Origin of the sequence: Izhakiella australiensis (assembly GCF_002006995.1) — a bacterium.
Taxonomy (GTDB): Bacteria; Pseudomonadota; Gammaproteobacteria; order Enterobacterales; family Enterobacteriaceae; genus Izhakiella; species Izhakiella australiensis.
In genome coordinates, this window is sequence record NZ_MRUL01000004.1 from 149,588 (window position 1) to 163,907 (window position 14,320).

A 14,320-nucleotide genomic window follows, 5' to 3' on the forward strand; every position below is an offset into this window, starting at 1 on the left:
GAGTCATCGTTTAGGCGGCATTTAGGGTTTCGTCTATCGCCATCTCAACGTACACTTCTTTAACGCAAGCGTGAACGGGATGTCCACTTACATGAGTACCTTTTATACTTTATTAAGCTGGCTGCTGATTTTTGGCTACTGGTTATTAATTGCCGGCATAACGCTCAGGATCCTGATGAAGCGTCGCGCGGTCACTTCCGCTATGGCCTGGCTGCTTATTATCTATATTCTGCCGCTGGTTGGTATTATTGCCTATCTTTCATTTGGCGAACTACACTTGGGAAAACGTCGGGCGGAGCGTGCTCGCGCAATGTGGCCGGCAACCGCCAGGTGGCTCAGCGACCTTAAACAATCACAGCATATCTTCGCCCATGAAAATAGCGATGTTGCCAGGGCGTTATTTCAGCTGTGCGAAAACCGTCAGGGCATTGCCGGGGTAAAAGGCAATCAGTTACAGCTCCTTACCAGCGCCGAAGACACCCTCAACGCCCTGGTGCGGGATATTCAACTGGCTCGTCATAACATTGAAATGGTGTTCTATATCTGGCAGCCAGGCGGGCTGGCAGATGAAGTCGCAGAGTCGCTGATGGCCGCTGCGCGTCGTGGCGTTCATTGCCGGCTAATGCTGGACTCTGCCGGCAGCGTGGATTTTTTCCGCAGCAGCTGGCCGGGAATGATGCGCAACGCCGGGATTGATATTGTCGAGTCGCTAAAAGTCAGCCTGCTGCGCGTATTTTTACGCCGCATGGACCTGCGCCAGCACCGTAAAGTGGTATTGATTGATAACTATGTCGCCTATACCGGGAGCATGAACCTGGTCGATCCACGCTATTTTAAACAGGACGCCGGCGTGGGTCAGTGGGTAGACCTGATGGCGCGCATGGAGGGGCCGGTTGCCACCACCATGGGGATTATCTACTCCTGCGACTGGGAGATTGAAACCGGTAAACGCATTTTACCGCCGCCCCCCGATGTCAACATTATGCCTTTTGAACAGGAGAGCGGCCACACCATTCAGGTTATTGCTTCGGGGCCAGGCTTCCCGGAGGATATGATCCATCAGGCGCTGCTGACCGCCGTCTATTCCGCCCATGAACAGCTGGTAATGACCACGCCATATCTGGTGCCAAGTGACGACCTGCTACATGCCATCTGTACCGCAGCATGGCGCGGTGTTGATGTCAGCATCATCATTCCCCGCCATAACGATAATCTGTTAGTACGCTGGGCCAGCCGGGCGTTCTTCTCCGAGCTGCTGGCGGCCGGAGTGAAAATTTACCAGTTTGAAGGCGGCCTGCTGCATACCAAAAGCGTGCTGGTCGACGGGCAGCTAAGCCTGGTCGGTACGGTAAATCTGGATATGCGCAGCCTGTGGCTGAACTTTGAAATTACTCTGGTGATTGACGATGACGGCTTTGGCAGTGACCTGGCGCACGTTCAGGATGATTATATTGCCCGCTCAAATTTGGTCGATCGCAAACGTTGGGAAAATCGCTCCTGGTGGCAGCGCGTGGTCGAACGACTGTTTTACTTCTTCAGTCCGTTACTGTAAAAGGAGCGGAATTACACAGCGCAGCAAAGTACACAGGATTTATTATGGACCTCAATAACCGCCTTACAGAAGATGAAACGCTGGAGCAAGCCTACGATATTTTTCTGGAGCTGGCAGGCGATAATCTCGACCCGGCCGATATCATTTTATTCAATCTGCAGTTTGAAGAACGCGGTGGCGCTGAGCTTTACGACCCGGCGGAGGACTGGCAGGAGCAGGTTGATTTCGACGTTAATCCTGATTTTTTCGCCGAAGTGGTTATTGGCCTCGGTGAAGAAGACGGCGAGCCGATTACCGACGTGTTTGCCCGCGTGCTGCTATGTCGCGAAAAAGACCATAAGCTGTGCCATATCATCTGGAAAGAGTGAATCGCCAGCCAGAACCGTTTTTAGTCCGCCCCCTTCCCCCAAAATAAAAACCCGGTCAGCGACCGGGTTTTTTACGCTGAGCTGATAGTCGCCTCAGAGCGGATCGACTTTCAGGCAGGACACCGCATGACGGAAGCTGCCTTCAAGCAGCGGCCGGGTTTTCGCGCACTCCGGGCCGGCAATTGGGCAGCGAGTGCGAAAAACACAGCCCGAAGGTGGATTGATCGGTGATGGCAAATCACCTTCCAGCAACTGGATTTTCTTCTCTTTTTCCAGATCGGGATCCGGAATCGGCACCGCCGACATCAGCGCCCGGGTATAAGGATGCTGCGGATTGTTATACACCGCATCATAAGTTCCAAGCTCCACCGCGTGGCCGAGATACATCACCAGTACCCGATCGGAAATGTGTTTAACCACCGCCAGATCGTGGGCAATAAATATCAGCGACAGCCCCATTTCGCGCTGTAACTTTTGCAGCAGGTTAACCACCTGCGCCTGGATCGATACATCGAGGGCTGAAACCGGCTCGTCACAAATAATCAGCTTAGGTTCCAGAATCAGCGCGCGGGCGATACCGATTCGCTGACACTGTCCACCGGAAAACTCATGCGGATAACGATTGATTAGGTTAGGCAGCAGCCCGACCTTCATCATCATATTTTTTACCCGCTCCTTTACTTCCTGTTTCGCCATCTTCGGATGATAGGTGCGCAGCGGTTCGGCAATGATTTCGCCGATTGTCATTCGCGGATTGAGCGAGGCCAGCGGATCCTGGAAAATCATCTGGATATCGCTTCGCGCCCGGCGCCATTCCTCTTCGCTCTGTCCCAGCAGGTTGCGACCAAGCCAGGCAACGCGTCCTTCCGTCGCTTTGACCAGCCCGATGATGGCGCGCGCCAGGGTTGATTTTCCGCAGCCAGACTCACCGACCACTCCCAGGGTTTCCCCCTGGAAAAGCCGCAGGCTGACGCCATCCACCGCCTTTAGCGTTTTTGGCGGCTGCCAGAACCACTGGCGACCGTCTTTAATGGCAAAATGCACCTTAAGATCGGCGATTTCCAACAGTACTTTTTTATCGATCGCTTCACTCATACCAGTTCCTCCAGCGGCTTATAGCAGGCACGTAACCGGCCTTCACCGAACGATTCCAGCGGCGGCGCGCTCGCGCAAATATCCATCGCGTGTGGACAACGCGGCTGGAACGGACAGCCTTTCGGCAGCTGCAGCAGGTTGGGCGGATTGCCCGGAATAGTCAGCAGTGACTCCCCTTCAGCATCAAGGCGCGGTACCGCGCTCAGCAAGCCGATTGAATAAGGATGCGCTGGCTGATAGAACACATCGCGGGCTTTGCCATATTCCATGGTTCGTCCGGCGTACATCACCAGCACCTTATCGCAGATGCCGGCGACGACGCCGAGATCGTGGGTAATCATAATAATGGCGGTATCAAATTCCCGCTTCAGCTCATTAAGCAGCGTCATAATCTGCGCCTGCACCGTGACGTCGAGCGCGGTGGTGGGCTCATCAGCAATCAGCAGCTTCGGCCGGCACAGCAGCGCCATCGCGATCATCACCCGCTGACGCATCCCCCCGGAAAACTCGTGAGGGAACATTTTCATCCGCTTACGCGCTTCCGGCATTTTGACCGCATCAAGCATGCGTACCGATTCTTCAAATGCCTGTGAGCCGCTCATGCCTTTATGCAGCTTAAGCACCTCCATCAGCTGCTCACCCACGCGCATGTAGGGATTGAGCGAGGTCATCGGGTCCTGAAAAATCATCGCAATTTGCTCAGCACGCAGGGCGTTCAGCTTTTTTTCCGGCAGATTAAGGATTTCTTTACCGTTAAACAGTGCCGAACCGTTAATGCGGCCATTGCTTGCCAGCAACCCCATCAGGGCGAACGCCGTCTGCGATTTACCCGAACCGGACTCGCCAACGATGCCCAGCGTTTCACCCGCTTTAAGGCTAAAATTCAGGTCGTTTACCGCGGTAACATCGCCATCGGCGGTATTAAACGTCACGCGCAGATCCTTAACCCGCAGTAGCGTTTCGCTGTGCAGCGCCTGCACGCTGGTTGATTGCGTTTCGATAGTGCTCATCGGCAGCTCCTCAGCGATCTTTCGGGTCGAGGGCGTCACGCAGGCCATCGCCGATAAAGTTAAAACAGAACAAAGTGACCACTAAAAACCCTGCCGGATAAAGCAACAGCCACGAAGAAACTTCCATCGAATTAGCGCCATCGCTAAGCAACGCTCCCCAGCTGCTCAGCGGCTCCTGGGTCCCCAGACCGAGGAAGCTCAGGAACGACTCAAATAAAATCATGCTAGGAACCAGCAGCGATGCGTAGACCACCACCACGCCCAGCACGTTGGGCACGATATGGCGAATCACGATATTGCCGGTTGATACGCCGCCAACCTGCGCGGCCTCGATAAACTCTTTGCGTTTAAGACTCAGGGTCTGTCCACGGACGATACGCGCCATATCCAGCCAGGAAACCATGCCGATAGCGACAAAGATCAGCAAAATATTGCGACCAAAAAAAGTCACCAGCAGGATAACGAAAAACATGAACGGGAAAGAGTTAAGGATTTCCAGAATACGCATCATCACCGAGTCGGTTTTGCCGCCGAGGTAACCCGCCAGCGAGCCGTACAGCGTACCCACAATTACCGCCACCAGCGCAGAGGCGATGCCCACCATCAACGAAATACGCCCGCCGATAGCAACGCGCACCAGCAAGTCGCGCCCGGATGAGTCAGTACCAAAATAGTGTCCGGTGCTGAAGTCGGGGGCCGCCGACATCATTGACCAGTCAGTATCATCATAGGTAAAAGGTGACAGCACCGGCGCAAGAATGACAAACAAAATGATGACTAACAGCACGGCCAGGCTGCTGAGCGCCGCGCGGTTGTGAATAAAACGACGACGGGCATCCTGCCACAAACTACGCCCTTCGACTTCCAGCTTTTCACTGAATGCATCGAGAGCTTCGCTATTTTTTTTACTCAAGATCATAACGAGCTCCGGTTAATAACGGATTTTTGGATCAATAACGGCGTAGAGCACATCGACAACCGCATTAAATAAGATGGTCAGCACCCCAACCAGAATGGTCAGGCTGAGCACCAGCGAATAATCACGGTTAAGCGCGCCGTTAACAAACAGCTGACCGATTCCCGGCAGGCCATAAATACTCTCTATCACCATTGAGCCGGTTATGATGCCGACGAACGCCGGTCCAAGGTAGGACAGCACCGGCAGCATTGCCGGTTTCAGCGCATGGCGCAGCACAATACGTCGCATCGGCAAGCCTTTCGCCCGGGCGGTGCGAATAAAGTTCGAATGCAGCACTTCGATCATAGAGCCACGGGTAATACGTGCAATGCTGGCAATATAGGCCAGCGACAGCGCCACCATCGGCAGGATCATATATTTGGGTGCCCCACCGTTCCAGCCGCCGCCCGGCAGCCACTGCAGGCTGATGGCGAAAATCAACACCAGTAATGGCGCCACCACAAAACTGGGTATTACCACCCCGGTCATTGCCACCCCCATGACCGCAAAATCCCAGCGGGTATTTTGCTTCAGCGCGGCAATAACGCCGGCAGTGACCCCCAGCACCAGCGCCAGCAAAAATGCCGCAAGGCCAAGCTTGGCCGAAACCGGAAAAGCGTGGGAAATAAGGTAGTTGACCGAATAATCTTTGTATTTGAACGAGGGACCGAAATCACCATGGGCCAGCTGTAACAGATAATTGAGATACTGCTTGCCGATCGGATCGTTGAGATGATATTTCGCTTCAATATTGGCCATCACTTCCGGCGACAGAGTGCGCTCGCCGGTAAACGGGCTTCCCGGCGCCAGGCGCATCATAAAGAAGGATATCGTGATGAGTACGAACAGCGTCGGGATTGCCTCAAGCAGCCGGCGCAGAATAAACTTTAACATTGCCATACCTACAGAGCTGATGCCTTACTTCAGCGAACGGAAATAAGGTCACATTGCTTCTTAAATCGGGCGGCAAATTGCCGCCCATAAAACGCATTATTTTTAGTGCTTAATAATGTACAGGTTCTTGTCGTAAACGTTATCCAGCGCATCTTTGCCGGTATAGCCGCCAACATACGGTTTCACCAGACGAGCATTCACGTAGTAATAGACCGGAACCATCATGGAATCCTTATCCAGCACCTGCTCTGCCTTGTCATACAGCGCGGCGCGTCCTTTTTCGTCTTCCGCACCCGCAGCCTGCGCTATAACTTTGTCATAGTCAGCCGACTTGTAGTGCGAGGTGTTATTGCTGCTGTTTGACAGCATGACGTTCAGGAAGGAAGTCGGTTCGTTGTAGTCGGCGCACCAGGCGGCGCGGGCGACGTCAAAGTTACCCTGATGGCGGGTATCCAGATAGGTTTTCCACTCTTCGTTGGTCAGCTTGACGTTAACGCCGAGGTTTTTCTTCCAGATTGATGCGGCAGCAATCGCCAGTTTTTTATGCAGATCGGAGGTGTTATACAACAGCTCGAAGCTCAGCGGCTTATCGGCGGTATAACCAGCTTCCGCCAGCAGTTTCTTCGCCTCTTCGTTGCGCTTAGCCTGGGTCCAGCTAAACCACTCTGGTTTGGTCAGCTGCATACCGTCGGTTGCCGGCGGTGTAAAGCTGTAGGCCGGGATCTGGCCCTGCGCAAGCACTTTATTGGTGATGATATCGCGATCCAGCCCCAGCTTCAGCGCGGTACGAACGCGCGGATCGGTAAACGGCGCTTTCTGGTTGTTGATTTCGTAATAGTAGGTGCACAGATAGGGATCAACGTGCAGCTCTTTCGGGTTATCACGCTTCAGCTTCTGGAACAGCTCGATAGGCATGTTGTTATACGTCATGTCGCTGCCGTCCTGACTGAAGTAACGGTTAACGTCGGTAACTTCAGAAGAGATAGGCAGGAAGGTGACTTTTTCCAGTTTGGTATTGGCGTTGTCCCAGTACTCCGGGTTACGTACAACAACAATACGTTCGTTAATCACGTGCTCTTTCAGCTTAAATGCGCCGTTGCCGACCCAGTTTTGCGGCTGGGTCCAGTTTTCACCGAATTTATCAACCGCAGGCTTGTAGACCGGTGACATTGATCCATGAATCAAAAGCTTATAGAAGTAAGGGACAGACTCACTCAGCGTAACCTGTAGGGTGTGATCGTCGATGGCTTTTACGCCCAGGGTATCCGGCGACTTTTTGCCCGCAATAATGTCATCAACGTTTTCCAGGTGGCCATATTGCAGATAGCTGGCGTAGGGAGAAGCCGTCTTCGGATCCGCCAGGCGCTGCCAGCTATAAACGAAATCAGCGGCGGTTACCGGCTGGCCATTGGACCACTTGGCATTGGGACGTAAATGGAATGTCCAGACTTTGCCGTCTTTGTTTTCCCAGCTTTCAGCAACGCCGGGAATCGGGTGTCCGTTGGCATCGCTAATCACCAGGCCTTCAAGCAGGTCGCGACTGACGTTGGATTCCGGCACCCCTTCGATTTTATGCGGGTCCAGAGACTGAACTTCACTGCCGTTACCCTTCACCAGTTCCTGTTTAGCTGCCAGCTCAACGCCTGCCGGCACGCTGGCCGCCCATGCGGCGTTCCCGGCCATGGTCCCCAACGCAGCAAAAATACTTGCTGCAACCAGACTCTTCTTCGTGATGTTGGTCATTATTTACTCCAGTTTTTATAATCACCCCGGTACACCGCACCAGAGATCCCCCCGTTATCCGGGCCTAGCGCCTGCGCAGAGGAACGAATTTCTGCTCAGGCCAATTTCTGTTTACCCTGTGGTTTAAGACCACCTTAAGCTTTAGCACGTCTGCAGATTAATGTGCCGTAATATAGAAATATTTAATATCGAGCGAATCACGCGGATCTTTACCGGTAAATCCACCAACCCAGGGTTTTACCAGCCGCGCGCTCACCCGATAGTAGACCGGCACAAACGCTGAATCAGCATCAAGCTGCTGCTCGGCCTGCTGATATACTTGCGGCCGCAGCCGATCGCTAACTTCAAGGCTCTTTTTCATTAATGCATCGAAAGCGGCGTCATGATAGAACGAGGTGTTGGCACTTGAGTCGCTGAGAAATACGTTGAGAAAAGATGAGGGTTCGTTGTAATCAGAACACCATGTCGCGCGCGACGCGTCGTACAAACCCTTGCGGCGTATTTCCAGCATGTTTTTCCACGGCTGATTATCCAGTCGAACCTCGGCGCCAAGGTTTTCATGCCACATTGCCGCCGCCGCAGCAGCCTGCTTATAGTTAATATCAGAGGTGTTGTATAACAGCGAAAACGTCAACGGATGCGCAGGACCGTACCCCGCCTCGCGCAGCAGTGTCCGGGCGCGCTGATTGCGCGCCGCCTGCGTTTGCTTAAACCAGTCAGGCACTGCCAGATCGGCACCATCGGTATAGGGCGGCGTAAAGCCCCAGGCGGGCACCTGCCCCTGCCCCATAATTTTGCTGGTGATGAAGTTACGGTCGAGTGACAGCTTAACCGCCTCTCTTACCCTTACATCATCAAAAGGCGGGCGCTTACTATTCAGCTCGTAGTAAAAGGTACAAAGATAAGGCGTAACGCGTACCTGCGGCCCCAGTTCAGTTTTCAATGTGGAAAACATATCCGGCGGCAGCGCGCTATCGGAAATATCCACCTCATTCTGACGATAACGCTCAACGTCTTTACTGGTAGAGATCAGCGGTAAAAAAGTGGCTTGTTCAATAACCGTATGCGCATTATCCCAATAGTAAGGATTACGTTTCAGGACGATCTTTTCATTAATAACCCAGTCGCTCAGACTGTATGCCCCGTTGCCCACATAGTGAGCCGGCTGGGTCCATTTATCACCCCACTGTTCTACCGCTTTACGATTTACCGGTTTTAATGCGGTATGCGTCACCATCGCCAGAAAATAAGGAACGGGCTCATTCAGCGTCACCTGCAGCTGATATTTACTCAGGGCTTTAATGCCAAGCGCTTCGGGCGGCAGTTTACCGCTAATCACCGCGCTGGCATTTTCAACGTGGGCATATTCCAGATAGCTTGAATAATGTGAGGCGTTTTCAGGCGAGGCCAGCCGGCGCCAGCTATAGACAAAATCAGCGGCAGTCACGGGTTCACCATCAGACCAGCGCGCCTCTTTACGCAAGGTAAACGTCCATACCTTATTTTGAACGTTGTTCCATTCAAGGGCAGCGCCAGCAACGATGTGCCCATAATTATCGGTCGTAACCAGGCCTTCCAGCAGGTTAAGAATGACGGTGCTTTCCGGTACGCCCTGCGATCTCATCGGATCAAGCGTAGCCACTTCGGCGCCATTATTAATGACAATATGCTGCTGTGCAGCCAGCGGCGTATCCTGCTCTGGCTGCGCCGCATTCACGAGGTTGAAATGCAAAAATGACAAAGCCACCAGACTAAGTTGCGCATAGCGTTTTGAAATCAGCAATTTCATCTCAGCGTGAATGACCTTTTTTATGTTCTGAGCTAAATAAGCAAAATCCGTACACACTTTGCGTCACACTCAGATTTTTTTCGTTGCGCCGAAATTACCAGATGAATTTTTACTGCGCTAAAGCTATCTGACGAAAATGTTAACTAATTCTCTTTTATCATGACTCTTTACACAGGTGAAGTGTTATTTTGCGCAGATAAATATTAATAAAAAACAATAAAATCAATGAATTAAACAAGAAATGACCATAACTAAGTCAAATTACATGCCGTGCACGACTAAAAAACAAACAAATAACATCATTATCGGGATAAATAAGATACTATCCTGAAATATTCAATCGGAATGGATTTTAACGCCACATTACAGGCTAAATTCCAGAGAATTAAATGTTAAAATAATAACACCCACTAAGAATAATCTGTTTCTTCTCAGCGGATTAGTAGGAAAACTTATCAGGCGAGATGGCTGGTAAACAAAACAAATGAGTGCGCATTTAAGGTGCACTGCTGCGACTTTTTTGCACCAAAACAGGGCAATTTCAACGATTGATTAAAAAATAAGTTTCAGAAAAACGCGCAAGCTTCCCCTGGCGATATAGCGTCATAGCGTTTACAAGCTGATTTATCCAGAGCCAGAATCATCCTATCAAAACATTTAGCCGTCAAAACAGCGCAAAAAGTAGTGCCACCGGAAAACTTATTGGCCATGTTGCCCCGACCAGCAGTGCAGATAATATGCGGATACTGATGCGGTCCCGGGCGATAAAAAAAGTGACGATAGCGGCAACCAGCGCCACAATCGCATAAAAAACTAACATACTCTGATACAAACTCACCGCCGCTTACCTTTTTGCTTTTATCTGGCATTATTATACCCGGCACGGCTGCGATTACTTGTTTTCATCCTCATTATTCCGAACTATTCCTCCCTGATAAATTTAATGCAACCAGCAAGTTACATAAACGTGCCAGTTTGTTTGTTAATTGGTAAAACAAAGTAACAATGAATCAGAAAATCACAGCTGAATGGTGTCAGCCATGTGGAAACTTGATGTAAATCACACTTTTTAACACACGGCAGAGTTACGCTATCAGCACTGAAGGAAGACGCCAAAAGGTTCAAGATATTGCTCTTTTAGCAGACTTTTTTAGTAAAAAAGTATGAGAAACAATCAACACTTTTCAGCAATGCGGGTCCGCTGTCGTGTTGGATAGCTATAATAAATTGCTCCGACTTGTTTACTAAAAGAGTTTAACTTTCATCAGGAGAGCATTATGGCCGTTACGAATGTTGCCGAACTTAACGCACTGGTTGAGCGTGTTAAGAAAGCTCAGCGTGAGTACGCTAACTTTTCACAAGAACAGGTTGATAAGATTTTCCGCGCAGCCGCACTGGCAGCAGCTGATGCCCGTATTCAACTGGCTAAAATGGCAGTAGCAGAGTCAGGCATGGGCATCGTTGAAGACAAGGTAATAAAAAACCACTTCGCTTCTGAGTATATTTATAACGCCTATAAGGATGAAAAAACCTGCGGCGTGCTTGCCACTGACGACACCTACGGCACCATCACCATCGCCGAGCCAATCGGGCTGATTTGCGGGATTGTTCCGACCACCAACCCTACTTCTACCGCGATCTTTAAAGCGCTTATCAGTCTTAAAACCCGCAACGGTATCATTTTCTCTCCGCACCCACGTGCCAAGGATGCCACCAATAAAGCGGCAGACATTGTTCTGAAAGCGGCAATTGAGGCCGGCGCGCCGAAAGATCTTATTGGCTGGATCGATGCGCCCTCCGTCGAATTGTCTAATCAATTAATGCATCACCCCGACATCAACCTGATCCTCGCCACCGGTGGTCCGGGCATGGTCAAAGCAGCCTACAGTTCAGGAAAACCCGCCATTGGTGTCGGCGCCGGTAATACACCGGTGGTGATTGATGAAACCGCTGATATTAAACGCGCAGTTGCCTCTATCCTGATGTCTAAGACCTTCGATAATGGCGTTATTTGCGCTTCTGAACAGTCTGTTATCGTCGTCGATTCCGTTTATGAAGCAGTACGCGAGCGTTTTGCCACACATGGTGGCTACCTGCTACAGGGTAAAGAGCTGAAGGCCGTTCAGGATATCATTCTGAAAAACGGCGGGTTGAATGCGGCTATCGTAGGTCAACCGGCGGCGAAAATAGCTGAAATGGCCGGAATTAACGTTCCGGCTAATACCAAAATCCTTATTGGCGAAGTTAAGCTGGTTGATGAATCCGAGCCGTTTGCTCATGAGAAGCTGTCGCCGACGCTTGCGATGTACCGTGCAAAAGATTTTGCCGACGCGGTCGACAAGGCGGAGAAACTGGTCGCCATGGGCGGTATCGGTCACACTTCCTGCCTGTATACCGACCAGGATAATCAGCATGAGCGGGTCAATTTCTTCGGCGACAAGATGAAAACCGCCCGTATTCTGATCAATACGCCGGCCTCACAGGGCGGGATCGGCGATCTGTATAACTTTAAACTGGCGCCGTCACTGACGCTGGGTTGCGGCTCCTGGGGTGGTAACTCCATTTCGGAGAACGTTGGTCCTAAACACCTGATCAATAAAAAAACCGTGGCTAAGCGAGCAGAAAATATGTTGTGGCATAAACTACCGAAGTCTATCTACTTCCGTCGCGGTTCACTGCCCATTGCACTGGAAGAAGTCGCCAGCGAAGGAGCAAAACGCGCCTTCATCGTTACCGACCGGTTCCTGTTTAATAACGGCTACGCTGACCAGATAACCCGCGTACTCAAGTCCTATAACATTGAAACGGAAATCTTCTTCGAAGTTGAAGCGGACCCGACGCTAAGCATCGTGCGCAAAGGGGCTGAACAGATGAATTCGTTCAAACCCGATACCATTATCGCCCTCGGCGGCGGCTCGCCGATGGATGCGGCCAAAATCATGTGGGTAATGTATGAGCACCCGCAAACCCATTTTGAAGAGCTGGCGCTGCGCTTTATGGATATCCGTAAACGCATCTACAAATTCCCGAAAATGGGCGTGAAAGCGAAAATGATAGCGATCACCACCACTTCAGGTACCGGCTCAGAAGTCACGCCGTTTGCGGTGGTAACTGATGACGCCACCGGTCAAAAATATCCACTGGCAGACTACGCCCTCACCCCGGACATGGCCATCGTTGATGCCAATCTGGTGATGAACATGCCGAAGTCGCTGTGCGCATTTGGTGGTCTGGACGCCGTAACCCATTCACTGGAAGCTTACGTTTCGGTTCTGGCGAATGAATATTCCGATGGTCAGGCGCTGCAGGCCCTTAAACTCCTTAAAGAGTATCTGCCGGCCAGCTATCATGAAGGCGCCGCCAACCCGGTAGCCCGCGAGCGCGTACACAACGCGGCAACCATCGCCGGTATCGCTTTCGCCAATGCCTTCCTTGGCGTATGTCACTCTATGGCGCATAAATTGGGCTCGGAGTTCCATATTCCACACGGCCTGGCGAATGCCCTGCTGATCTGTAACGTCATTCGCTATAACGCTAACGATAACCCAACCAAGCAGACGGCATTCAGCCAGTACGACCGCCCGCAGGCTCGTCGCCGCTATGCTGAGGTCGCTGACCATCTCGGTCTTAGCGCCGCAGGTGACCGTACCGGGCAGAAAATTGAAAAACTGCTGGCGTGGCTGGAAGAAATGAAGGCCTCTCTGGGGATTCCGAAGTCTATTCGCGAAGCGGGCGTGCAGGAAGCTGACTTCCTGGCGAAAGTGGATAAACTCGCTGATGACGCTTTTGATGACCAGTGTACCGGTGCCAACCCGCGCTATCCGCTGATTGCCGAATTGAAACAAATCATGCTGGATACCTTCTATGGTCGTGAATTCAATGAACCTTTCGACAACATTACCGAGGCGGTAAAAGCGCAGCCGGTAGCGGCGAAAAAAAACGAGAAAAAAGCTAAAAAAGCATAACTTGTTATGTTTTAGCTTGCGCCCGGCAACGTAGTTAATTACCGGCTTGCAGTAAAAATAAACCCGCTTCGGCGGGTTTATTTTATATAAACATTAATTTTTTTTATAAAAGCTGAAATCAATAATGGATCCAGGACCTTTCCGGTAGCGTCAGCTGTTACTTTCAGCCGCTTTACCATCAACCGCCTGTAGGTTTCCCTTTTCAATCGCTTCCTTATAATGTTTGCGGCATACCGATACATAGCGCTCATTACCGCCGATAACCACCTGCTCGCCCTCCCGGAAAGGCACCCCATTCTCATCCAGTCGCAAAACCATTCCCGCTTTACGGCCGCAGTGGCAAACCGTTTTTAATTCCACCAGCTTATCTGCCCATGCCAGCAAATACTGGCTGCCGGAAAAAAGCTCTCCGCGAAAGTCAGTGCGCAGACCATAGCAAAGAACAGGAATATCAAGGGAATCAACCACGTCAGATAACGCCTTTACCTGTTCTTTAGTCAGAAACTGACATTCATCAATTAGCACACAGTTAACCGCTTCATCGGCATGTGCCTGGCTTATCTGCTCAAAAAGTGCAGTTTGCGGATTATAAAGACAGGCGGGAGAAGCCAGACCAATGCGCGAACTGACCTTGCCGCTACCAAAACGATCGTCAATTTCGGCGGTGTATACCAGCGTTCGCATGCCACGTTCCTGGTAGTTATAAGAAGACTGCAGTAAGGCCGTTGACTTACCCGCATTCATTGCTGAGTAATAAAAATAAAGTTGCGCCATCAGGCTTCACTCCGGGGCATTAGGGTAGAAATCTGCGGCGATTGTAACACAATCGCAGGTAAAAAAAGGCGGCAATAGCCTGCGGGATGACCGTCTCATTGCGGGTTTTAGGATACAAAGTGCCCATCGCCGGATACTGTCCATCAGTTAATCAATATCAACCATAAGGTTT

General features: G+C 51.2%; 11 protein-coding genes. 3 read left to right on the top strand and 8 right to left on the bottom strand.

The features are described 5' to 3' along the window. Positions 1-91 precede the first annotated feature (91 nt). Both cls and BTJ39_RS08515 read left to right on the top strand, forming a co-directional pair. Entirely contained in the window at positions 92-1,552 is a 1,461-nt protein-coding gene (cls, locus tag BTJ39_RS08510; RefSeq protein ID WP_078002253.1) for a cardiolipin synthase, read from the top strand. A 44-nt stretch (positions 1,553-1,596) separates the two neighbouring features. Beyond that, positions 1,597-1,920 (top strand): HI1450 family dsDNA-mimic protein, encoded by a 324-nt coding sequence (locus BTJ39_RS08515; RefSeq protein ID WP_078002254.1) that lies wholly within the window; start codon positions 1,597-1,599, stop codon positions 1,918-1,920. Positions 1,921-2,013: 93 nt separating this feature from the next. On the opposite strand, the gene oppF is transcribed toward BTJ39_RS08515, so the two are convergent. The 7 genes from oppF to BTJ39_RS08550 all read right to left on the bottom strand — a co-directional run bounded on the left by oppF (position 2,014) and on the right by BTJ39_RS08550 (position 10,247). Then, positions 2,014-3,015 (bottom strand): murein tripeptide/oligopeptide ABC transporter ATP binding protein OppF, encoded by a 1,002-nt coding sequence (gene oppF, locus BTJ39_RS08520; RefSeq protein ID WP_078002255.1) that lies wholly within the window; start codon positions 3,013-3,015, stop codon positions 2,014-2,016. Further along, a complete protein-coding gene (oppD, locus tag BTJ39_RS08525; protein ID WP_078002256.1) occupies positions 3,012-4,025 on the bottom strand; it encodes an ABC transporter ATP-binding protein in 1,014 nt (337 codons plus the stop codon). The genes oppF and oppD overlap by 4 nt, the downstream gene beginning before the upstream one ends. 10 nt (positions 4,026-4,035) lie before the next feature. After that, positions 4,036-4,944, bottom strand: coding sequence for an oligopeptide ABC transporter permease OppC (gene oppC / locus BTJ39_RS08530; RefSeq protein ID WP_078002257.1), 909 nt, complete (start codon positions 4,942-4,944; stop codon positions 4,036-4,038). A 12-nt stretch (positions 4,945-4,956) separates the two neighbouring features. Then, complete coding sequence (gene oppB / locus BTJ39_RS08535; RefSeq protein WP_078002407.1) at positions 4,957-5,877, bottom strand: oligopeptide ABC transporter permease OppB; 921 nt, start codon at positions 5,875-5,877, stop codon at positions 4,957-4,959. Positions 5,878-5,979: 102 nt separating this feature from the next. After that, positions 5,980-7,620, bottom strand: coding sequence for an oligopeptide ABC transporter substrate-binding protein OppA (gene oppA, locus BTJ39_RS08540; protein ID WP_078002258.1), 1,641 nt, complete (start codon positions 7,618-7,620; stop codon positions 5,980-5,982). Positions 7,621-7,777: 157 nt separating this feature from the next. Further along, positions 7,778-9,409: an ABC transporter substrate-binding protein gene (locus BTJ39_RS08545; protein WP_078002259.1), complete on the bottom strand. Its 1,632-nt coding sequence runs from the start codon at positions 9,407-9,409 to the stop codon at positions 7,778-7,780. Positions 9,410-10,073: 664 nt separating this feature from the next. Next, positions 10,074-10,247, bottom strand: a complete 174-nt coding sequence (locus BTJ39_RS08550) for a GhoT/OrtT family toxin (RefSeq protein WP_078002260.1) — start codon at positions 10,245-10,247, stop codon at positions 10,074-10,076. 439 nt (positions 10,248-10,686) lie between these two features. On the opposite strand from BTJ39_RS08550, the gene adhE reads away from it, so the two are divergent. After that, positions 10,687-13,374 (top strand): bifunctional acetaldehyde-CoA/alcohol dehydrogenase, encoded by a 2,688-nt coding sequence (adhE, locus tag BTJ39_RS08555; protein WP_078002261.1) that lies wholly within the window; start codon positions 10,687-10,689, stop codon positions 13,372-13,374. A gap of 150 nt (positions 13,375-13,524) precedes the next feature. On the opposite strand, the gene tdk is transcribed toward adhE, so the two are convergent. Beyond that, the gene (gene tdk / locus BTJ39_RS08560) at positions 13,525-14,148 is read right to left on the bottom strand and encodes a thymidine kinase (protein WP_078002262.1); all 624 of its coding nucleotides are present in this window, start codon (positions 14,146-14,148) and stop codon (positions 13,525-13,527) included. Positions 14,149-14,320 lie beyond the last annotated feature (172 nt).